At 69.6% G+C, this 20,981-nt stretch carries 18 protein-coding genes; 7 read left to right on the top strand and 11 right to left on the bottom strand.

All coding sequences use genetic code 11. The features are described from left to right. Nucleotides 1-96 precede the first annotated feature (96 nt). Nucleotides 97-651, top strand: a complete 555-nt coding sequence (locus BDK92_RS34325; RefSeq protein ID WP_121162844.1) for a hypothetical protein — start codon at nucleotides 97-99, stop codon at nucleotides 649-651. An 18-nt stretch (nucleotides 652-669) separates the two neighbouring features. Here BDK92_RS34325 and BDK92_RS34320 read toward each other — a convergent pair whose 3' ends face one another. Continuing rightward, the gene (locus tag BDK92_RS34320) at nucleotides 670-1,005 is read right to left on the bottom strand and encodes a DUF3817 domain-containing protein (protein WP_121160471.1); all 336 of its coding nucleotides are present in this window, start codon (nucleotides 1,003-1,005) and stop codon (nucleotides 670-672) included. Between the two features lie 235 nt (nucleotides 1,006-1,240). Here BDK92_RS34320 and BDK92_RS34315 point away from each other — a divergent pair, with 235 nt between their 5' ends. After that, complete coding sequence (locus BDK92_RS34315) at nucleotides 1,241-2,722, top strand: glutamate-cysteine ligase family protein (protein WP_121160470.1); 1,482 nt, start codon at nucleotides 1,241-1,243, stop codon at nucleotides 2,720-2,722. 5 nt (nucleotides 2,723-2,727) lie between these two features. On the opposite strand, the gene BDK92_RS34310 is transcribed toward BDK92_RS34315, so the two are convergent. Continuing rightward, nucleotides 2,728-3,900, bottom strand: coding sequence for a zinc-dependent alcohol dehydrogenase (locus tag BDK92_RS34310; protein ID WP_121160469.1), 1,173 nt, complete (start codon nucleotides 3,898-3,900; stop codon nucleotides 2,728-2,730). 36 nt (nucleotides 3,901-3,936) lie between these two features. Continuing rightward, nucleotides 3,937-4,899 (bottom strand): SRPBCC family protein, encoded by a 963-nt coding sequence (locus tag BDK92_RS34305; protein ID WP_246017413.1) that lies wholly within the window; start codon nucleotides 4,897-4,899, stop codon nucleotides 3,937-3,939. Between the two features lie 441 nt (nucleotides 4,900-5,340). Here BDK92_RS34305 and BDK92_RS34300 point away from each other — a divergent pair, with 441 nt between their 5' ends. Further along, complete coding sequence (locus BDK92_RS34300; protein WP_121160468.1) at nucleotides 5,341-6,753, top strand: glycosyltransferase family 4 protein; 1,413 nt, start codon at nucleotides 5,341-5,343, stop codon at nucleotides 6,751-6,753. Between the two features lie 82 nt (nucleotides 6,754-6,835). On the opposite strand, the gene BDK92_RS34295 is transcribed toward BDK92_RS34300, so the two are convergent. The 4 genes from BDK92_RS34295 to BDK92_RS39415 form a co-directional block, all read right to left on the bottom strand. Next, nucleotides 6,836-8,119: a citrate synthase gene (locus BDK92_RS34295; protein WP_121160467.1), complete on the bottom strand. Its 1,284-nt coding sequence runs from the start codon at nucleotides 8,117-8,119 to the stop codon at nucleotides 6,836-6,838. A gap of 154 nt (nucleotides 8,120-8,273) precedes the next feature. Next, nucleotides 8,274-10,361, bottom strand: a complete 2,088-nt coding sequence (locus BDK92_RS34290; RefSeq protein ID WP_121160466.1) for a sulfatase-like hydrolase/transferase — start codon at nucleotides 10,359-10,361, stop codon at nucleotides 8,274-8,276. Next, nucleotides 10,354-11,811, bottom strand: coding sequence for a class I SAM-dependent methyltransferase (locus tag BDK92_RS34285; RefSeq protein ID WP_121162842.1), 1,458 nt, complete (start codon nucleotides 11,809-11,811; stop codon nucleotides 10,354-10,356). Before BDK92_RS34285 ends, BDK92_RS34290 begins: the two co-directional genes overlap by 8 nt. Before the next feature lie 18 nt (nucleotides 11,812-11,829). Next, nucleotides 11,830-11,976 (bottom strand): hypothetical protein, encoded by a 147-nt coding sequence (locus BDK92_RS39415; RefSeq protein WP_170208794.1) that lies wholly within the window; start codon nucleotides 11,974-11,976, stop codon nucleotides 11,830-11,832. 265 nt (nucleotides 11,977-12,241) lie between these two features. Between BDK92_RS39415 and BDK92_RS34280 the strand changes: the two genes are divergently transcribed. Further along, nucleotides 12,242-12,634, top strand: a complete 393-nt coding sequence (locus tag BDK92_RS34280; protein WP_211349478.1) for a VOC family protein — start codon at nucleotides 12,242-12,244, stop codon at nucleotides 12,632-12,634. A 24-nt stretch (nucleotides 12,635-12,658) separates the two neighbouring features. Here the strand turns inward: BDK92_RS34280 and BDK92_RS34275 are convergent, their stop codons facing one another. Then, nucleotides 12,659-13,351 carry a helix-turn-helix domain-containing protein gene (locus BDK92_RS34275; protein WP_246017412.1) on the bottom strand — a complete coding sequence of 231 codons (693 nt, stop codon included), beginning with the start codon at nucleotides 13,349-13,351 and terminating at the stop codon, nucleotides 12,659-12,661. Between the two features lie 247 nt (nucleotides 13,352-13,598). Between BDK92_RS34275 and BDK92_RS34270 the strand changes: the two genes are divergently transcribed. Further along, nucleotides 13,599-14,753 carry a phospholipase D-like domain-containing protein gene (locus tag BDK92_RS34270; protein ID WP_121160463.1) on the top strand — a complete coding sequence of 385 codons (1,155 nt, stop codon included), beginning with the start codon at nucleotides 13,599-13,601 and terminating at the stop codon, nucleotides 14,751-14,753. 42 nt (nucleotides 14,754-14,795) lie between these two features. Here the strand turns inward: BDK92_RS34270 and BDK92_RS34265 are convergent, their stop codons facing one another. Continuing rightward, nucleotides 14,796-15,953: a low temperature requirement protein A gene (locus tag BDK92_RS34265; RefSeq protein ID WP_121160462.1), complete on the bottom strand. Its 1,158-nt coding sequence runs from the start codon at nucleotides 15,951-15,953 to the stop codon at nucleotides 14,796-14,798. Between the two features lie 174 nt (nucleotides 15,954-16,127). Between BDK92_RS34265 and BDK92_RS34260 the strand changes: the two genes are divergently transcribed. Continuing rightward, the gene (locus BDK92_RS34260; protein WP_121160461.1) at nucleotides 16,128-17,324 is read left to right on the top strand and encodes a low temperature requirement protein A; all 1,197 of its coding nucleotides are present in this window, start codon (nucleotides 16,128-16,130) and stop codon (nucleotides 17,322-17,324) included. A 167-nt stretch (nucleotides 17,325-17,491) separates the two neighbouring features. Next, a complete protein-coding gene (locus BDK92_RS34255) occupies nucleotides 17,492-17,878 on the top strand; it encodes a RidA family protein (protein WP_121160460.1) in 387 nt (128 codons plus the stop codon). 38 nt (nucleotides 17,879-17,916) lie between these two features. Here the strand turns inward: BDK92_RS34255 and BDK92_RS34250 are convergent, their stop codons facing one another. Together BDK92_RS34250 and BDK92_RS34245 are read right to left on the bottom strand one after the other, a co-directional pair. Next, nucleotides 17,917-18,765, bottom strand: coding sequence for an NAD-dependent epimerase/dehydratase family protein (locus BDK92_RS34250; RefSeq protein WP_121160459.1), 849 nt, complete (start codon nucleotides 18,763-18,765; stop codon nucleotides 17,917-17,919). Between the two features lie 112 nt (nucleotides 18,766-18,877). Then, nucleotides 18,878-20,761, bottom strand: a complete 1,884-nt coding sequence (locus BDK92_RS34245; protein WP_121160458.1) for a Xaa-Pro dipeptidyl-peptidase — start codon at nucleotides 20,759-20,761, stop codon at nucleotides 18,878-18,880. Nucleotides 20,762-20,981: the final 220 nt, after the last annotated feature.

Here is a 20,981-nt window from a genome sequence, read left to right as displayed (position 1 = left end):
TGCCGGGATCCTCAAGCGGCGAACCCGTGAGGGCGATTCACTCACTCCACTTACCCGTACGCATCGATACAATGCGTGAACCAAAGCGGACTCTCGGTGGTGAAAATGGACAGCGAGCTCTATCCCGAACGGGTGGCGTACCGGCGTGGGCCGATCGTCACCGGACGGGTCATCCGGCTACTGGAGGGCTATTCGCGGGAGATGCAGGTGCAGCGACCGATCGTCGTCGCCGTGCTCGCCACCGCCGGCATCGCGCGGGTGATCCTGCTGCTGATCGCGTCCCTGCTGCGATCCGGCGCCGGGACCGGCGCGCGGCGCCGCTGGAAGGAACTGCGCAAGGGGCCGGAATTCCTGGTCACACCGCTGCGGCTACGCGACAGCGAGGGCGTGCTCTGCGAGATGGAGATCCACGGCCACCTGCCGCAGAGCGCGATCGAGCCGGCCGACCACATCCAGGTCACCATCCGCCCCCAGAAGGACCCGCAGTTGGCTCCCCGGGTCGAGCGGATCGTGAACCTGACCACCGCCCAACTGCTCACCCCCCGCCCGCCGACGGTCTGGTCGCACCTGGGACCGGCACTGCTGCTCCAGGCGGTGCTGGGCATCCTGGTGATCGGGGTGGTCGCCGCCTTCAGCGTGCTCGGCGGCTGATCGGACCGGCGGCGCCGCTCAGCCCACCGCGACCGGGGTCGGCGCCGGCTCCGGTTGCGCGAGCAGGCCACGTCGACGTGCCCAGCGCTCGAAGAAGAGGGTGGCCAGCGGTGGCACCGAGCAGAGCAACGCGACCAGGGTGACCGACCAGCGCCAGCGACCCAGCCGGCTCACCACCAGGACCAGCCCGACGTAGGCGACAAAGAGGCCGCCGTGGACAGGGCCGAAGATCTGCACCCCGATCTCGTTCCCGGTCGGGCCGTACTTGAAGATCATCCCGGTCAACAGCGCCAACCACGAGATCGCCTCCGCGATCGCGGCCACCACGAACAGTTTCTGCGCCGTACGTCGCATCGACCCTCCTTCGGTTCCGACCCGTGATCGTACGTCAACCGACCGTTCGGACCGCCGCGTTCCCCTGATCCCGCACCCACGGCCGGCAAAGCCGACGGGGGTTGGGCAGCGGTCGTTCGCCGGAAGACGGTTGTGTCAGTCCGGGACGGCCGGGGAACCATCCTGATCGAGGCCTTCCCATGCGGCACCTGCCGTGCGAGGTTGGAACAACTCGGAGTAGCTGGATGGTGACTTGATGGGTGAAGAGGTGGCCCCGCGCGTGTTCACGCGGGAGGACCGCGCACGGTACCGGGAGAAGATCCGACACTGTCTCGACGTCTTCGCCGAGATGCTGCGCGAGGCGCGATTCGACGTCGAGCGACCGCTGACCGGGATGGAGATCGAGCTCAACCTGGTGGACGACTACTCGATGCCGGCGATGCGCAACGCCGAGGTCCTCACCGCGGTCGCCGATCCGCAGTTCCAGACCGAACTGGGCCAGTTCAACGTCGAGATCAACGTCGCCCCCCGCCAACTCGCCGGCACCGGCACGGCCGACTTCGAACACGACGTACGCGCCAGCCTCAACTCGGCGAACCTCAAGGCCCGTACGGTCGACACCCAACTGGTCATGATCGGCATCCTGCCGACGCTGCGCGCGGACCACCTCACCGTCGACGCGCTCTCCGCGAACCCCCGTTACACCCTGCTCAACGAGCAGATCGTCGCCGCCCGTGGGGAGAACCTGCCGATCCGGATCAGCGGCGTGGAACGGCTGGAGACCACCGCCGACACGATCACCCCCGAGGCCGCCTGCACCAGCACCCAGTTCCACGTACAGGTCAGCCCAGCCCAGTTCGCCGCGTACTGGAATGCCGCCCAGGCGATCGCCGGCATCCAGGTCGCGCTCGGCGCCAACGCCCCCTTCCTGTTCGGCCGGGAACTCTGGCGGGAGAGCCGGATCCCCCTGTTCCAGCAGGCCACCGACACCCGCCCCGAGGAGATCAAAGCCCAGGGCGTACGGCCCCGGGTCTGGTTCGGGGAACAATGGGTCACCTCGGTCTTCGACCTCTTCGAGGAGAACGTCCGGTACTTCCCCGCGTTGCTGCCGATCTGCGACAGCGAACAGCCCGCGCGCACCCTCGCCAGCGGTGGTATCCCGGCCCTGTCCGAACTACGGCTGCACAACGGGACCGTCTACCGGTGGAACCGCCCGGTCTACGACGTGGTCCGGGGACGGCCGCACCTGCGGGTGGAGAACCGGGTGCTGCCCGCTGGCCCCACCGTGGTCGACACCATCGCCAACGCGGCCTTCTACTTCGGGCTGGTCCGCAGTCTGGCCGAGTCGGACCGGCCGCTCTGGTCCCAGATGTCGTTCAGCGCCGCCGAGGAGAACTTCCACACCTGCGCCCGGCAGGGCATCGCCGCCCAGGTCTACTGGCCCGGACTGGGCTACCTCCCGGTCACCGAACTGGTGCTGCGTCGACTGCTGCCGCTGGCCTCGGACGGACTGGACCGTTGGGGAGTGGCACCGGCCGAACGGGACCGGCTGCTCAGCATCATCGAGCAACGTTGCCTCACCGGCCGCAACGGCGCGACCTGGCAGGTGGCGACGCTGCACCAACTGGAACGCGACCGCGCCCTCGACCGACCGGCCGCGCTCGGCGAGGTGCTCCGGCGCTACCTGCCGCTGATGCACAGCAACCAGCCGGTGCACGAGTGGCCGTACCCCGACTGAGCGGATCAGACCGAGAGCACCACCTTGTTGCAGTCCTGCTGCTTGTTCTTGAAGATCTCGTACGCCTTCGGCGCCTCGTCGAGCCGCATCCGGTGCGTGATTACGAAGCTCGGATCGATCTCGCCGCGGCGGATCCGGTCGAGCAGCGGACGCAGGTAGCGCTGCACATGACACTGCCCGCTGCGCAGGGTCAGCGACCGGTTCATCAGCGAACCCATGGGGAACTTGTCGATGAACCCGCCGTACGCCCCGATCACCGACACGATCCCGGCGTTCCGGCAGCTCAGCACCGCCTCCCGCAGCGCGTGCGGGCGGTCGGTCTCCAGGCGTACCGCCTGCTTGCCCCGGTCGTAGGCGTTGATCGCGGAAGAGGGGTGGTGGGACTCGCTCCCGACCGCGTCGATGCAGGCGTCGGGGCCCCGCCCGGCGGTCATGTCCCGGAGCACCTCCAGCACGTCGACCTGTTCGTAGTTGATCACCTCGGCACCGGTGTTCTCCTGCGCGATGCGCAGCCGCTGCGGGTAACGGTCGATCGCGATCACCCGCTCGGCGCCGAGCATCCTCGCGCTGGCCATGGCGAACTGGCCGACCGGACCGGCGCCCCAGACCGCGATGATGTCGCCCCGCTGGATGTCGCACATCTCCGCGCCCATGTAACCGGTCGGGAAGACGTCCGAGAGGAAGAGCACCTGCTCGTCCCGGAGATCATCCTCGATCTTGATCGGCCCGATGTCGGCGAACGGGACGCGGGCGTACTCGGCCTGCCCACCGGCGAAGCCGCCGAGCATGTGCGAGTAACCGTAGATCCCGGCCGGGGAGTGACCCATCACCATCTCGGCCAGGCCCGCGTTCGGGTTCGAGTTCTCGCAGACCGAGAAGAACCCACGCTCGCAGGCGACACAGTGACCGCAGGCGATCGGGAAGGGGACCACCACCCGATCGCCGATTCGCAGGTTGCGCACCTCCCGGCCCACCTCGACCACCTCGCCCATGAACTCGTGGCCGAGCACGTCGCCCTTCTTCATCGTCGGGATGTAGCCGTCGTAGAGGTGCAGGTCGGAGCCGCAGATCGAGGTCGAGGTGATCCGGACGACGGCGTCCCGGTCGTTCATGATCTGCGGGTCCGGCACCTCCCGCACCTCGACCGTGTTCCGCCCCATCCAGCAGTTCGCTCGCATCGTGGCTCCCCCGTCGTCCGCGGATCGTCGCGCCGCTCAACCGACCCGGGCGCCGGCCAGTGGCTGCGCCGGGTGCTGCATCATCAGGTGCCGGGTGCCTGTTCCCTGAGGGCTCCCCTCGGACCGGACGACCTCACCCGTCTCGATCACCTGCTTGAAGCGGCGAAGGTCATCGCGCACCTGCTGCCCCGGTTCCTCGCCGAAGAGCCTGGCGACCGCCCGACCGACCGCACCACCCGGCGGCGCGTACGCCAACTCCACCCGGACCTCGGTCCCCCGGTTGCCGGGCACCGGCACGAAGCTGACCCGGCCGACGTTCGGCACCGCCGTGCCGGGTAACGACCGCCAGGTGAGCAGCTCGGACGGCCGGTCCTCGACAATCTCCGCGTCCCAGTGCACGCTCCGCCCGCCCGGTGCCCGGACCGTCCACCGGGACCGGCCACCACCGCCCACCCGTATCGACTCCAGATGCCCCATGAAGCGGGGCAGGTTGGCGAGGTCGCGCCAGAACCGGTAGACCTGGGTCGGAGTACGGTTCACCGTGATCGACGCCCGTACCCGCGTCATCCGGCCGCGCGCCGCGACCCGGGTCAGGTACACCGCCGCGGCGATGTCCAGCGCGGTGATCGCCCCGACCACGCCGGTTGCCATCGCCGCGCGCCGCTGTCGCTGCTCGCGACCCGTCCGCAGGGCCAGGCCGAGCAGGCTCAGATCCATCGCGTCCCCGAGGACCCGGGTCCACGCCCAGGCGGCCGGCCGGCGGCCGCTGAGCAGGGCGGCGGCGTGGCCCAGTTCCCTGGCTCCGACGGCCCGCGCCACCCGCCCGTGCTGGGGGAGGTGGTCCATCCCGGCAGCCCGGGCCATCTGGTCCGGTACCGCCACCGCCGCGACACCGATCCCGAGGCTCAGCAGGCCGAGCAGTCGGGGTACGGGTCCGGCTTGCGGGGTCACCAGCTCCGGCAACGCATCCTGTGGTCGGGCTCCGTCCGCGGTGTGCACTCGTTCCACCTCTCGCCCAAGATCCCTGCCAGGAGGTCCGGGCGCCCACGCCGGTCACCGGCCCACCAGCAGCTCTGTCCCCTCACCACAAGCTAGACCCGGCCGGGTGCCGGCACCGCCGAACGCGAAAAACGCCCGGCGACGGTGATCGACCGTGGCTGGGTGATCGGCCGAGGATGCCGACGACGGCGGCGCAGATCCGGCGGCGCCACCGGGACCACTGTGGAGCCCGCCGGACCGACGGCTGCGGTCGGGCGGTGTCATCGGTCACCTTCGTGGATTTCGGGATGCGGATCCGGCCCGCGTGCCCTTTGCTTGTATGTGGGGTCGCGCCGCACTGTGGCGGCACGGCGACCCGCCTGGCCGATTCGGCCACCACCCACTTCTTGTTCTGCCGGCACCGGCGCCGGCGCGCTCACTCTCGCCTGGACGGAGACGAATGTGACGACCCGACGGGTCGGCGAGCACCTCGCGAACGGCAGCTCGGACCTCACCTGCCGCCCCATCCCCACCTCGCGCCCGCAGTCCGGCCCGCCGACCACCTCCGGTGGTCCGGTGCAGGGCCGGCAGCGGATTCTGATGCTCTCCTGGGAATACCCACCCGTCCTCGTCGGCGGACTCGGCCGACACGTCCACGCCCTCTCCATCGCCCTCGCCGCCGCCGGCCACGACGTCACCGTCATCACCCGCCACAGCGACGACGCACCCCTCGAGGAATACGCCGACGGCGTCCGCGTCATCCGCGCCCCCGAAGACCCCGTCACCTTCCCCCTCGCCACCGACTCCCTCCTGGCCTGGACCATGGCCTTCAACCACACCCTCACCCGCGCCGCCCTCCGCGCCCACCACACCAGCACCGGCTACGACGTCATCCACGCCCACGACTGGCTCGTCGCCCACACCGCCATCAACCTCAAAGAACACCTCGACATCCCCCTCGTCACCACCATCCACGCCACCGAAGCCGGCCGACACCAAGGCTGGCTCCCCGGCGACATGAACCGCTCCATCCACTCCATGGAATGGTGGCTCAGCCACGAATCCGACCGCGTCATCACCTGCTCCGGCTACATGCGCGACCAGGTCAACAACCTCTTCAACCTCCCCACCACCCGCATCGACGTCGTCCCCAACGGAGTCGAGACGCACCGTTGGCAGGCCAGCGCCGCCGCCGTCGCCGCCGCCCGCCAGCGGTTCGCCGGCGAAGGCCCGCTGGTCACCTTCGCCGGGCGGCTGGTGTACGAGAAGGGCGTCCAGCACCTGATCGCCGGCCTGCCCCGGCTACGGCGGGAGCACCCCGGGCTGCGCCTGGTGATCGCTGGTGACGGGCCGTACCGGGGTGAGCTCGAGGCGGACATCGACCGGCTCGGCGTACGCGCGGCGGTCACCCTGCCCGGGTTCCTGGGCGGGACCGACCTGCCCGCCATGATGGCGGCCTCGGACTGTTTCGCGGTGCCGAGCATCTACGAGCCGTTCGGCATGGTCGCGTTGGAGGGGGCGGCGGCCGGTGCCCCACTCGCAGTCGCCGCGACCGGTGGGCTGGCCGAGATCGTCGAGACCGGGGTGACCGGGATGACCTTCCGGCCGAAGGACCCGGACGCGTTGGCGGACGCCGTACACGCCCTGCTGGCCGACAGTGGCCGGGCTCGGGAACTGGCCCGGCGGGCTCGGCGGATGGTGGCCGACGAGTACGGCTGGGCATCGATCGCGCAGCGCACCGGGGCGACGTACGCGAACGCGATCGGTCAGTCGGCGACGTTCACGGCCGAGCAGGCGACGCGCCGGATGGCACACGGCCGCCCGGTGCTCGCCATCCCGGCCGGGAACCTGCTCGTGGGCGCCGGCGGGCGCTGAACCGGCGGATACGACACCGGCCGCCGATGCCCGAGGGCGTCGGCGGCCGGTCGCGTCGCGGCGGTCTGCGCCGCGGGTGGATTCAGCGTTGCTCGACCGGTACGAAGGCCCGCTCGCCGGCACCGGTGTAGATCTGCCGCGGGCGGCCGATCTTGGTCTCCGGGTCCTGGATCATCTCGCGCCACTGGGCGATCCAGCCGGGAAGCCGGCCCAGGGCGAAGAGCACCGTGAACATCTTCGTCGGGAATCCCATGGCCTTGTAGATCAGGCCGGTGTAGAAGTCCACGTTCGGGTAGAGCCGGCGCGAGACGAAGAAGTCGTCGGCGAGCGCGATCTCCTCCAGTTGCAGCGCGAGGTCGAGCAGCGGGTCCGGCTTGTTCATCCGGGCCAGTACGTCCTGCGCCGCCTTCTTCACGATGGCCGCCCGCGGGTCGTAGTTCTTGTAGACCCGGTGGCCGAAGCCCATCAGCTTGACGCCCTGCTCCTTGGCCTTGACCCGGCGCACGAAGGACTGGACGTCGCCGCCCTCGGCCCGGATTCCCTCCAGCATCTCCAGCACCGCCTGGTTCGCGCCGCCGTGCAGGGGACCGAAGAGGGCGTTCACACCGGCCGACACCGAGGCGAACAGGTTGGCCTGGCTGGAGCCGACCAGCCGGACCGTCGAGGTGGAGCAGTTCTGCTCGTGGTCGGCGTGCAGCACGAAGAGCATGTCCAGCACCCGCGCGACCACGGGGTCGACCTCGTACTCCTCCGCCGGTACGCCGAAGGTCATGCGCAGGAAGTTCTCGACGTATCCGAGCGAGTTGTCCGGATACAGCTGTGCCTGGCCGATCGACTTCTTGTACGCGTACGACGCGATGGTCGGGACCTTGGCCATCAGGCGCACCGTGGAGATCTCCACGTGCTCCTGGTCGAACGGGTCCAGGCTGTCCTGGTAGAAGGTGGAGATGGCACTCACCGCCGACGAGAGCACCGCCATCGGGTGAGCGTCACGCGGGAACCCGTCGAAGAAGCGTCGCATCTCCTCGTGCAGCAACGAGTGCCGGCGAATCCACTCGCTGAACTCGGTCAACTGCTGGGCGGTCGGCAGCTCACCGTAGATCAGCAGGTAGGAAACCTCGAGGAAGGAGGCCTTCTCCGCGAGCTGGTCGATGGGGTACCCGCGGTAGCGGAGAATACCGGCATCCCCGTCGATGTAGGTGATCTCCGAGGAGCAGGCGGCGGTGTTGACGAAACCAGGGTCGTAGGTGACGTACCCGGTCTCGCTCAACAGCTTGCCGACGCCGATCCCGGACGGGCCCTCGACAGCGGGCCGCACCGGCATAGACAGTTGCCCGCCGGGGTGGTCGAGCTTGACATCCGTCATGTGGTTCCTCGCTTCGGCGGCAAAATCTTCGTTGAATTGCCTTTGTTCCTACGGTATCCGCGGCGTGGAACCAACAGCTGGTCATGGTCGAGCGGTGAGGGATGCGTCACGCATCACCCCACTTGCGAAACTGCGATCTCGGATGTCGACGAGGTCACACCCGTAACCGATGCACCACCTGACCGTCATTGACCAGGAACAACTCCAGGCGGTTCGACCCTGACACAAAGAGCGACTCGTCGATGATCAGGGCCCCGAAGCGGCGACCGTTCTTGTCCGGCTCCACCACCGGGACGACCGCGCCGATGCGGCCGTTCACCGCGACCGCCAACCGGGCACCGGTTGGCACCGACGCCGGCACCGTGCCGCAGATCAACGCGGGCAACCGCCCGCTGGCCGGGTCGACGTTGTCGAAGGCCGCCCGGTTCGTCACCGTCGCGGCCGTGTTGTCGTCGCTGACCGACAGCTCAGTGACGGCGCGCCCGATCAGGTCCGGAAACGGCGGGGCGGGCAGCTTCGGCCAGGCGCTCCCGCCGAGCACCTCGGCGAAGGTGCCCCCGGGGAGCTGTAGCGCGAAGGTGGGCTGGTCGTGGAACCGTTTCTCGGCCCGTTGCCGGGTCTCGCGCGGCGCGACCATGCCTTCGACCTGCCACGGGATCTCCACGTGTGCCTGGTCGGCGATGGTCGGCAACAGGTCGACGTGCTCCCAGTTGCGGTCATCGACCCGCCCGGCCTGCTGGCCCGGTTCCTTGATGAACAGCGGCACCCAGGCCACCTCCCCCGGGGCCTGGTCGATCGCGGCCCTCCCCCGGCCCTGGACCCCGGGGGTGAAGCTGAGGCCGTGGTCGGCGGTCACCACCAGCATCGCGTCGTCGTAGAGCCCGGAGGAGCGCAGCGTACGGACGGTCTCGCCGATCAACCGGTCGGTGTACCCGAGTTGTTGCAGATGGCGTTCCCGGGCGAGTTCCACCCAACCCTCGCCGTCGTTGGGCATCCCGGGCGGGGAGTCGTAGCGCATCCCGGACGGCAGGTAGTTCCACGGGGTGTGTGGCATCAGCAGGTGCAGGAAGTGCAGCGTCGGGCGGGACGCCGGGTGCAGGCCGGCGAGGAACTGGGTGAACCGGGCCGGCTGGTTGACGTCGAGCTGACCCCAGCGGAACCTCGGGTCGGTCGGTGGTGGCTGTTCCTCCTGTTCGGCGAGGCCGGCCTCCTCCCGGGTCGCCTCGCGGTACGACGACTCCGGGTCGTCCGGTACGTCGACCGGCGAGGCGATCTGCCGCAACAGTCCGACGCTCTCCCGCAGCAGCACCGGCAGGCCACCGGCGACGGGTGCCTTGCGCTCGGCGCAGACGGTCGGCGGACAGAGTTGGCTGATGCTCTCCTGCACCTTGAGGTCGTAGGTGCCGTGCAGGGCGGTGAAGAGGTTGTCCGGGTACTGCGAGTAGTGCGGGGCGCGCACCGACGACGGGTAGCGGCCGGTCAACATCGCCGGCAGCGCGTACGGGGTCCAGCCGCTCACTCCGGTGGCGTTGCGGTACCAGGTCGACTCGCCGGCCAGCGCGGCGAAGTGGGGGAACCGCTCGGCGTCGATGGTGCCCCCCGGCCCGAGCAGGGAGATCAGCGGCAGCTCGTCGAGGACCAGCATCACCACCGGTGGGTGGCTGGCCGCCCGGCGGGCCGCACCCGGTCCCGAGCCACCCTCCGACGGCAGTACCACCGCCGAGGCCGGTGAGGCGAAGACGAAGAGCAGGGCGAAGACCAGCGGTCCGACGGCGGCGACCCGCAACAGCTGCCCGGTCGTCCTGAAGCGCCGGTAGGCGTACGCGCCGGCGGCGCCGACCAGCAGTGCGAGCAGCAGCAGCGGCACTCCCCGCAACGGCAGCAGGTGCTTGCCGACCTGGATCGCGAGCGCCGCGAGCAGCAGTCCGAGGGTGCCGGTGTGTACGGCGGCGCGTACCGCCGGGCCGATCAGCCGGGTGAGCGCGCCGATCCCCCAGAGCAGCAACGGGACCGGCAGCGTGAAGACCGCCACCAGGAGCAGGACGTCGGCCCGGTCGGCACCGTAGAAGAGGAAGAAGTCCGGGCTGCGCCCGGTGACGTCGAGCAGCGGCTGGGTGATCACGAGTCCACAGAGGGCCAGGACCTCCAGCAGCCTCGGCCCCTCGCCCCGCCCCCAGCGCAGGAACGCGCTTCCGGGCGTCGGCGTGCCGGCCACCTCCGGCGGTCGGGGCGGCTCAGCCACGGGGCACCCCGACGTAGAGGGTGCGGGTGCCGGACGGCAACTCCTCCCGGGCGATGATCTCGCACCGTCGGGCCAGCAACCGCTCGAACTCGTCCCGTCGGTAGTCCGGGAAGAGTCCGGCGGGCTTGTTCGCCAGCAGCCGTTGCGCCATCGGGTCCTCCGGATGCACGAACTCGGCGACCAGCCGGCCCCCGGGACCCGCCTTCGTCACGAAGCCCACCAGCCAGTCGACGATCTCGTCCAGCGGCACGTTCCGGCCGATCGCCAGGTGGTGGATGACCGCGAGCGCGAGCACCGCGTCGGCGTCGGCCCGCGCCGCGAACGGGGCCCGTTCGGCGCCCCGCCAACCACCGCCGGGCGACGGGTCGGCCAGGTCGAGCAGGAGTGGCATGATCCGCCGCTCACCGTCGGCGCGCAGCCGCTGGTAGAGCTGCTCGACCATGCCCGGGTCGCTCTCCACGGCGACCACGTACGCGCTGTGCCGGGCGGCGAGACGCGAGTAGTCCCCGTCGTTGGCGCCGAGGTCGAGCACGAGTTCCGGGCGGCTGCCGGTGCCGGTCAGGGCCGCCTCGACGAATCGCTCCTTGTGCTCCCGGTCGGCGTCGGAGTAGCTGCACGTCGTTCGGTAACGCCCCCAGTGGCTGGCCGGTGGCGCCCCGTCGAGTCGGCGTACCAGCCGCTCCAGGGCCCGTACGGTGGCCTGCACCAGGTCGCGGCTGAACCCGGCGTCGCGCAGCTCGTCCCGGGCCGCCCCGGTGCTCGTGCTGGCGTGCCGGGCCTGCATGGCGTCGTGCAGACGTACGTGGGTGAACACCCCTGCGGCGAAGCGGCGAGTGCCGCTGAACAGCCGCCGCATCTGGCCCGGTTCGACGCCGTCGATCCGGGACCGCAGCCATGGTTGGAAGTCCAGGCCGAGATGGGCCTGGATCATCAGCGGGTAGAGCATGGTCTGGCAGAACTGCCGGTAGCCGGCCCAGGGCTCGCCCTCACGCGCCGGTTCGAACGAGCCGATGTCGATGAAGACCGGTGTGGCACCGCGCCACTGCAGGTTGTACGCCGAACCGTCCTTCGTGCTGAAACCGGCGGGCAGCGCGGCGGCGAGGATCTCCAGGTGCAGCAGCGCGGCGTCGCGGAGCATCCCGAACGACCACTCGTACGGGTAGGAGACGAAGGGAATGCGCTCGTGCCGCAGCACCGTGTCCCAGTGGTCGCGCGCCGCCTCCGGCAGCGGGTCCCGGTCGACCGGCTCGGTGCCGCAGACCTTACCGCTGGTGAGCAGGGGCGGGAAGAAGTCGCTGGCGGCCAGTGCGTGCCAGTCCTCGGTAGCCCGACGGTCGAGCCCCCGCAGCACCTGGCCGTCGAGGTAGAAGACCCGGTTGCCGGGGTCACGGAACGAGCCCGCTTCGGTACGGAGGCCGGTATCGGTGAGCGAGAGTCGTGATGGTGACATCGGCGCCCGGGTCCCCACTCAGTCCTTCTCGGCCGGTTGCCGGCGGAATCGGCCGAAGAGTCGCCGCCAGTAGAGCTTGGCCGCGACCGCCACTCCGGCGGCACCACCGATCACCGCCTGCACGATGAGACTGCCGGATCCGGCATCCAGATAGGCCAGGTCCATCTCGGCCGCCCCTTTCCTGTTCCTGTTCGTCGCGCCTGGTGACCCGAGACCCCGCCCCGGGCAGCCGGCGGCGCCGGCGATCGGCGTCCACCTCCGCGTACGGTGGCGACGACAATCGCCGGAAACCTTGTGCTGGTCTGGGGTTCAGGTCCCGTTAACCACACCGTACGCGGCAGATCTCCCGCTCGCAGACGCACTGCGGACCTTGTCCCCGGTGTCCGATTCCTTCAAGACGGACGGCTCAGCGCGCCCCTATGGTGGGCCGATGACACCTCGTCTCAACCTGATTGGCCTGGTCGTGGCCGACATGTCCCGTTCCCTGAGCTTCTACCGTCAGCTCGGCCTGGAGATCCCCACCGAGGCCGACGGCGAGCCGCACGTGGAGGTGACGCTTCCCGGTGGGCTCCGGCTCGCCTGGGACACCACCGAGACGATCAAATCGTTCGACCCGTCCTGGACGGCACCCACCGGCACCCCGCGGGCCAGCCTCGCCTTCCTCTGCGACAGCCCGGCGGAGGTCGACGCGACGTACGACAAACTGACCGGGGCCGGCCACACCGGGCACCTCAAGCCCTGGGACGCGTTCTGGGGTCAGCGCTACGCGACGCTGCTCGACCCGGACGGCAACGGCGTGGATCTCTTCGCCCCCCTGGGCTGAACCACACCGGTGGAGGACCGCCGGTCAGGTGACCAATTCACGCGGCGGTAAGCCGGTCAACCCCCGGAACTCGCGGGACAGGTGCGGCTGGTCGGCGTAGCCGGTCCGGGCGGCGACCTCGGCGGCCGGGACCCCGGCTCGGAGCAGGGCCAGCGCCCGTTGCATCCGCAGGATCCGGGCGAGGGTCTTCGGCCCGTAGCCGAACAACGTGCGGCTGCGCCGGTGCAGCTGGCGAGGATCGAACCCGAGTTCGGCGGCGGTGCCCGCCACGTCCGCACCCCGGGCGAGTCGCGCGACGACGGCCCGGGCGATCGGGTCGGGGCCCCCGCGCTCCCGTAGGCGCTCCGACGCGATCGCCTCCAGCACCCGATCGGGGCGGTCCGCGTACGCGAGCCGCTCGTCGAGTTCCCGGACGTGCGGGCCGGGCCAGAGCGCGCCGAGCGGAACCCGCTGGTCACGCAGCTCGTACGCGGGGACGCCGAGGACCGCCGGGCCGGTGCCGGGCGGAAACCGCAGTGCGACGTACCGCTCCCCCGCAGTTCCCTCACCCACCTGGGCGGTGGTGTCGGGCCCGGCGACCAGCAGGCCCTGGTGTGAGGACCAGATCAAATCGAGGCAGCCGTCGGGCAGGATGCGGCTCGGCTCCGCCTCCGGGGGCACCGTGCTCCACCAGAGCACCGCCCCGGCGACCGCCTCGGATCCCGTCTCCCGGTACACGCTCCCAGACTGCCACCACGCCCGCGCCGGGGCACGTTCGCCACCGCTGGGAGGAAACGGGAACGGGAACGCGAGGAAAGAGAATAGGTGAATAGGAGGAGGAACGGCTTCGGGGCCCTTTTGTTTCCCGTCCGGCATCTCGATTGACGTCGGAATGTGGCGCTCGTGCCACTGGTGCGTGTTCCGGCACCGGCATTGTCCGTGAACCCGACACCGTGCCACGGGTCGTGATGTCAGCCTGAGGGCTATGACAAGCTTTGCCGCGGGCAAGATCGAGGCCTTCGTCGGGCCGCCCGAGCTCGGCGCCGCCGACGATCTCGAACAGGTCGTCATCGGGTTCATCACCGAGGCTCGGGAATCGCTGGACGTGGCCGTACAGGAACTCGACTCGGAGCCGATCGCACAGGCACTGCTGGACGCGAAATTCCGTGGCGTCGATATCCGAATCGTTCTCGAACAGGACTATCTTCGTACGGCCAAACCGCCGAAAGTGGCGGCGCGGACCGGTGAATCGACGGCGGCCGCCCAGCGACGGGTCCAGTGGGCGGCCGAACCGGGCGCGCGCAGCCTCGAACCGAATCGCAAGATCATGGCGGCGCTGCTGCGTTGCGCGATCGACGTCAAGGCGGACTACAACCCGGAGATCTTCCACCAGAAGTTCATCGTGCGCGACTACCGGAGGCGGGCGGGCGCCAGCTCGGCGGTGCTCTCCGGGTCGGCGAACTTCACCGGTACCGACTGCCACCGCAACCTCAACCACCTGGTGGTCTTCCACGACGCGCGGATCTGCCAGGCGTACGCGGGCGAGTTCGCCCAACTCCGGGCCGGACAGTTCGGACGGGGCGCCCACGGTCGGGTGCCGCGCGCCTACAACCTCGGCGGAGTGCCGGTGAAGGTGCTGTTCGCGCCGGACCACGCCCCCGAGCTGGAGATCATGAAACAGATGTTGAAGGCGACCGAGCGGGTGGACTTCGCGGTCTTCACCTTCGCCGGCTCGTCCGGGCTGGACGACGCCATGATCGCGCTGGCGGCGGCCGGGCGGACGGTGACCGGGGCGATCGACCCCGGGCAGGGGGCGCAGCGCTGGGCTGCGACACACGACCTGAACCGGGCGCAGATCGCGCTCTACGCGCCGGTCAGGTCTCCCGCGTTCGGCAAGCTGCACCACAAGCTGATGACGATCGACGACAGTACGGTGATCGCCGGCTCGTTCAACTACACCGCCCCGGCGAACCAGTACAACGACGAGAACATATTCGTCCTCGGCAGCCCGTACGCGGAGCTGCCCACCAGCGAAGGCGGTCCGGTCAACGTCGACCGGTGCGCGGAGCTGACCGCTTTCTTCCGGGCCGAGATCCAACGGATCGTCGACGCGGGCGAACGGTTCGCCGGTGAGGGCTAGTGACGGTGGTGCCGTCGGCTGGTGGCGGGACCGGGGTACTGGTCACGCCAGCTCGGGCGGGGTCAGCGCGCCCGTCCGCATCGCGATCAGGTCCACCGCGACGACAACGGCCAGGAGCACGACGACGATGAGCGCGACCATGATCGGTGGTAGGACGGGCGTCGCCGCCACGAGGGCGGCCGACAGCGGTAACGCCGCCAGCTGGGCGCGGGAGACCTGTGCGTAGAGGACGTGGTCGAGCAGGGCGCGGCCGAGCAGGAAGATCGCCGGGCTGCCGAGGATGACCGCCGCCCAGGACCCCGGCGTGTCGCCGAACGGCTGGTCGATCACGAGTTGGCTGGCGGCTGCCATGCCGATGATACCGACAACCATGATCAGGTGCGTGACGGCGGTGAGTTGGTTGAGCCGGTGCGGATTCTTGGCATCGGCGAGCGTCGAGGTCATCAGATCGCCGGCACGGCAGATGTAGACCCGCCAGGTCAGTGCCGTCATCACGAAAACCACGGCGAACGCCGCCGAACGGTCAAGGGTGTACGTGCCGCTGCTGAACGACTGGCCGGTCACGAAGATCGACACCCCGAGCGCGATGATGACGAACTGACGGTAGCGCTCGGAGATCCGCTCGCCGACGACCCGGGTCTCCCGGGGCAACGGACCCGCCGACCACGGGGCGGGCCAACCGAGCGAGACACCGGTGTACTCGACCGCTGCCCCGGCCGCCCAGAGCACCAGGCGGGCGCTTCCCGCCACCAGCCCTCCGGCGATCCACAGGGTCGCGGCAACCGCCTCCCAGAAGAGGATCCGCGCGCCCCTGCTTCTGGACTGCGAGGAGGGCAGGAAGATCTGGTAGTAGAGGCCCGTGCCGAGATGGATCGTCACGTAGGTCACGGCGAACACCAGGCCCCGCCGCCCGTACGCGTCGCTGATCATGGCCGCCATCAGCAGGCTGCCCGCCATCACCCCGATCAGCTGTGGCGCCACCAGGGGCCGGTCCTGGGTCAGGGAGTCGCCCGCCCACGCGGTCAGCGCCCAGATCAGCGTGAACGTCAGCAACAGCACCAGGGTCTGGGCGGCACCGGTCCAGGAAAGGTCGTCGACCAGCTTCCTCGACAGGAAGATCAGCGCGAAGACGTACACCAGGTCGAAGAACAACTCCGGGAACGTGGGCCGGGCCGGTAAGGGTGCCCTGGGAGCCCTCACCCCGCCCTACCGCCCATCGCCATCGACAAGACCATCCTCCGGGCCAGCCGCGTAGCCGTCGCCAACTCCGACGATATTGGCAGTTCGACCAGCTCGGTGAGGGATCTCGGTTCCGCTCTCCCGCCCCACCCGGCTTTGTAGGTTGACAGGAAACCCGGGGTCGGCGGAGGTGCCATGAGCGGTGGGACCGCGACGGGCGGTGAGGTGCCCCGGATACTCCGCAAGCGCGGCGCATCCGGATACCCCACTTTCCTGGAACTCTTCTTCGACCTCGTCTACATCTTCATGCTCTCCCGACTCTCGCAGGCGCTGGTCGACGATCTCACCCCACGGGGAGCCGTACGGACCGCCGTACTGCTGCTCGCCGCCTGGTGGGTCTGGGTACTGACCGCATGGCTCACCGACCTGTTCAACCCACGGCTGCCACTGATCCAGGCACTCGTCCTGGTCGTCATGTTCGGTGCGCTGGTGATGGCGGTCGCGGTGCCGAGGGCCTTCGGGGAACACGGGCTCGTCTTCGTCGCGGCCTACTTCGGGATCCATCTCGCCCGGGATGCGGTGCTGATTCCCGGCACCCGAGTGAACCCCTACATACAGGCGAGAAGTATCAGGGTCTTCTTCTGGTTCCTGGTAACCGCCGGGCTGTGGATCGCGGGCGCGTTCACCGGGGGTACGGCCCGGCTGGTGCTCTGGGCGATCGCGGTGACGGTGGACCTCGGCTCAGCCCGGATCGGCTGGCCCACACCGAGACTCGGCCGGACCGAACTCGCCAGTCAGATCTTCACCGGCAGTCACCTGTCCGAGCGGCATCGGCAGATCCTCATCATCGCGCTCGGCGAACTGGTCCTGACCGCGGGAATCGGACTTAGCTTCAGCAACCTGGCGGCCGATCGGCTGATCGCCTGCGCGGTTGCCTTCGCCAGCGCGGTACTCCTCTTCCAGCTCTACTTCGCCCGAATCCGGAAACTGCTGGGACCGGCCGACCTCGCGGGTGTCGAACGGGTCCGTTCCAGCACCTCGACGTCGTACACCCATCTGGTGATGGCGGGCGGTGTCGTGGTGATCTCGGCCGGCACATCGCTCATCATCCGCCAGCCGTGGGGGGAGTCCCCGCCAGCCTGGACGGTCGCCATCCTTGGCGGTCCCGCGCTGTTCCTGCTCGGCACCTGCCTGTTCGACTACGTCATGACCGACCGAGTCCTCTGGACCCGGGTGGTCGCCCTGCTGGGGCTGGGCGCGATCGGACCAGCGACGCCACTGCTGCCGCCGCTCGGCATCATGATCTTGGCGAACCTGGTTCTGCTGGTCACCCTCGTCGCCGAACTGGCCATCAACCGTCGGCGTACGACAGACTCGCCGCAACCCGCGTAGAGGCGCGGACCCGCATCGGCACCCGCAGCCGCGTGGACCGGAGCCGACGGGCGCTCACCTGGCTGAGACCCGTTCAGCGATCCCGCACAGCAGGGTCGGGCCGGTCGGGTTCTCCTCGTCGCGGACACGACCGCGCGCCTAGCGTCGCCTCGTCTAACCTGCGACCCATGGCGGAACGACGCGTGATCCTCAGCGGCTCGACCTTCGAGGAGCAGATCGGCTACGCCCGGGCCGTGGTCGACGGTGACCGGGTGCACGTGTCGGGGACGACCGGCTTCGACTATCAGACCATGACGATCTCCGACGACGTGGTGGAACAGGTCGAGCAGTGCCTGCGCAACATCGGGGCCGCGTTGACCGAGGCGGGTTGCGGCTTCGCCGACGTCGTACGGGTGCGCTACCTGCTGCCCGACCGGGCGGACTTCGAACCGTGCTGGCCCGTGCTGCGCCGCCACTTCGGCGCGGTCCGACCGGCCGCCACGATGATCGTCTGCGGACTCGCCGATCCCCGCATGAAGATCGAGATCGAGGTGGACGCCCGGCGGGCCGGCTGACGCCGGGCGCCGCCGGGCGAAACACGGCGGAACGGGACTCAGCCGCGCCAGCTGTGCCGGGGTTCGTAGCCGAGGATCCGGCGGGCCTTGTCGATCGACATCAGGGTCTCGTTGCCGACCAGTTCGCGGGTGAGCGGGACACCCGGAAAGTACTGTGCGGCCAGCTCAGCGCTGGGGCGGCTCATCACCGTGTCGGCGTTCGCGATGACGAAGACCTCCACCCCGGTCGCCTGGTACTCCAGCGCCAGACGGACGGCCTGGGCGCCGTCCCGACCGTCGATGTACGACCAGAGGTTCCACTTGCGCAGCGTGGGGTCGGCGTCGAAGCCCGGGAAGGCGGCGTAGTCGCCCGGGTCCATCACGTTGGAGAACCGCAGGCCGATCATCTTGAGTTCCGGCTCCCACCGGCACAGCTTGCCGGCCAGCTCCTCCTCCAGGTGCTTGACCAGCGCATAGTTGCTCTCCGGCCGGGACGGGTAGCCCTCGTCGATCGGAATGTACGGCGGCGGGGTCTCGAACGGCAGCCCGAGCAGGGTCTCGCTGGAGGCCCAGACCACGTTCCGGATACCGACGGCACGGGCGGCGGTGAAGACGTTGTAGGTGACGGCGATGTTGTGGTGGAACGTCGCCGAGTTGGTCCGCAGGCCGGGGGCGGGGATCGCGGCGAGGTGCACCACCGCGTCGACGCCGCCGTGCCGGTCGTCGATCGCGCTCAGCGCCTCGACCGTCTGGCCGTAGTCGGCCAGGTCCACCTTCGTGTACGGGCAACGCGACTCGGCCGGCGGCGTCGCGTCGATGTTGACCACCCGGTAGCCGTGGTCGAGCAGGTCCGTCACGACCGCGCGACCGAGCTTGCCACTGCCGCCGGTGACCGCGACCCGGGTCACCACTGTTCCCTACCCACACACGAGATCATGAGGTCAATCTAGCCAATCGGCCGCCGGGGATGGCTCCCCGACGGCCGATTCGGTGCTGACGTGCGTTGTCGACGTACGGTGCTCAGAAGCCGAGCGCGGAACGCCCGCCGACCACGGGGATACGCAGCTCACTGTCGTGCGGCGCGACCCTCAGCCGGGTGCCCCCCAGCGGCAGCAGGGTGTACTCCTGGTCGGTGGAGAAGACGACCACACCGATCCGGTGCCCGGCGGCGAAGATGTAGTCCTTCGGCTCCAGGGTCCACCGGTAGTCGTACAGCTTGCCTTGTTTGACCTTTTCGGTGCGGTCGTCGTCCTTGCGGTTCTGCGGGTCCGTCCAGCCCCGGGTGACCACGACCGGGGCGGCCGTCGAGCCGGCCGGACCGTAGTCGACCAGGTACGTGGTGAGGTTGGCGTCCGGCTTGTTGTCGATCGCCATCCGCAGCCGCATCTCCGGCCGGCCCGAGAGCCGGACGTCCTGGCTGAGCACGGGCGAGGTGTAGACCAGCCGGTTGGGGTTGGCGGTGTCAGGCTGCGCGACCAGGTCGGTCGGCATGATGGTCCGCCCCTCGTCGACGAAACTCTGCTCGACCTTGCCCTTCGGGGGTTTGCCACTGGTCAGGGCCCCTGGCGCGGTCGGGCTGGTGGCGGCGAACCGCAGGTCGACCTCTCGGGCACCGGGGTCGGGCCAGTTCGCGTACGTGGTGTAGCTGCGGTTCTCCCGCTGCACCACCGCGGTCGGCTCGTCCATGATGCCGTTGGGCACCTGCCACAACCAGTAGTCGAACCAGCGGTTCTCGGTCTGCTTGTAGGTCCAGGACCGCCCGTCCGGCAGGGGTACGGTGGCGCCGCTGCCCGGCCCGCCGTGACCGCCCTGGTGCAGCCAGATCTTGCGCGGTACGTCGTACCGGGCGAGCTGGTCCCACCAGCCGGCGAAGTTCTCCGTCTTGACGTTCCAGTCGTTGAGCCCGTGCACGACGAAGACGCTTGCCTTCACGTCACGCGCCCCGTCGAGGTAGTCACGCTCCGCCCAGAACCGGCTGTAGTCGCCGGTGACCCGGTCCTGTTCCCGGGTGATCTCGGCGATCTCGTCGGCGCAGGTCCCCTCGGCCCGCGCCTGCCCGGCGGTGTACTGCGCGAGGATGTCGGTGTCCTCACCCTGGTACGTGCCGGGGGCGACGACCAGGCCGTTGGCCCGGTAGTAGTCGTACCAGCTGCTGATCGCGGAGACCGGGATGATCGTCTTGAGACCCTTGACCCCGGTGGTGGCGACCATGTTCGGCAACGTGCCGTTGTAGGAGACCCCGGTCATGCCGACCGAACCGGTGGTCCAGTCGGCGGTGACCGGCGCACCGTTCGCGTCGAAGCCCCGGGCCCGACCGTTGAGCCAGTCGATGACCGCCTTGGTGCCGAGCGTCTCGGCCCGGTCGCCACTGGTCGGGCAGCCGTCGGAGTCGCCGGTGCCGATGCTCTGACCGAGCACCACCGCGTAGCCGCGCGGCACGTAGTAGTCGTCCAGCGATCCGGGCAGGTTGGCTTTGGCCACCGCGCGTCGGATCTCGCCACCGCCGGCCGAGCGCGCTCCGTCGCGGCCGGTCAGTCCGTTCTGCGGCAGCTCGTCCACCAGCACACTCGGGTACGGCACGTCACCCCAGGTGTCCTTCCGGTACGGGCTGTGCTCGAAGATCACCGGCACCTTGAAGCCCTGGGTGGCGGTCTCGGCGGGTCGGGAGATGTCGATCGCGACCCGGTCCAGGCGACCGTCGTGATCGGTGTCCAGCGGCGTCTGCACGAAGACGCGCTGCTCGATCGCGTCGGCGAGCGAGAAGACCGGCTGCGTCATGCCGTCGCTGACCACAATGGTCGGTGGCGGGGTCGGCCCGGCGATCGCGGGCGCGGCGGGCGCGGTCAGGATCAGCGCGCCGGTCAGGGTGGTGCTGAGCAGTACCAGGCGACGGGGTCGGCGCATGGGCAGTTCCCTTCGATCGGGCTGGTGGCCGGAACCGGTCAGGGCAGAGATGGAGACTTGTCCATCGGCCACACATGCTAGGCGCGCCGCCGCGCGTAGTCGATCAATCAGGCCCGGCAAATTGATCAATTCGCGATCGACCCGCCCCTGTGACGAAGCCGTGCGGCACACACACGCTTGCCGTCGCCAGGGACGGGTATCCGCAGGACCAGGGAACCCC

This window comes from Micromonospora pisi, from assembly GCF_003633685.1.
GTDB lineage: Bacteria > Actinomycetota > Actinomycetes > Mycobacteriales > Micromonosporaceae > Micromonospora_G > Micromonospora_G pisi.
This window is presented reverse-complemented; position numbering and strand designations above follow the sequence as displayed.

Excerpts from the sequence above, each read along its gene's own strand:
- BDK92_RS34320 (WP_121160471.1), bottom strand. The coding sequence starts at position 1,005 with ATGCGACGTACGGCGCAGAAACTGTTCGTGGTGGCCGCGATCGCGGAG.
- BDK92_RS34315 (WP_121160470.1), top strand. The coding sequence starts at position 1,241 with ATGGGTGAAGAGGTGGCCCCGCGCGTGTTCACGCGGGAGGACCGCGCA.
- BDK92_RS34310 (WP_121160469.1), bottom strand. The coding sequence starts at position 3,900 with ATGCGAGCGAACTGCTGGATGGGGCGGAACACGGTCGAGGTGCGGGAG.
- BDK92_RS34295 (WP_121160467.1), bottom strand. The coding sequence starts at position 8,119 with ATGACGGATGTCAAGCTCGACCACCCCGGCGGGCAACTGTCTATGCCG.
- BDK92_RS34285 (WP_121162842.1), bottom strand. The coding sequence starts at position 11,811 with ATGTCACCATCACGACTCTCGCTCACCGATACCGGCCTCCGTACCGAA.
- BDK92_RS39415 (WP_170208794.1), bottom strand. The coding sequence starts at position 11,976 with ATGGACCTGGCCTATCTGGATGCCGGATCCGGCAGTCTCATCGTGCAG.
- BDK92_RS34280 (WP_211349478.1), top strand. The coding sequence starts at position 12,242 with ATGACACCTCGTCTCAACCTGATTGGCCTGGTCGTGGCCGACATGTCC.
- BDK92_RS34270 (WP_121160463.1), top strand. The coding sequence starts at position 13,599 with ATGACAAGCTTTGCCGCGGGCAAGATCGAGGCCTTCGTCGGGCCGCCC.
- BDK92_RS34260 (WP_121160461.1), top strand. The coding sequence starts at position 16,128 with ATGAGCGGTGGGACCGCGACGGGCGGTGAGGTGCCCCGGATACTCCGC.
- BDK92_RS34255 (WP_121160460.1), top strand. The coding sequence starts at position 17,492 with ATGGCGGAACGACGCGTGATCCTCAGCGGCTCGACCTTCGAGGAGCAG.
- BDK92_RS34245 (WP_121160458.1), bottom strand. The coding sequence starts at position 20,761 with ATGCGCCGACCCCGTCGCCTGGTACTGCTCAGCACCACCCTGACCGGC.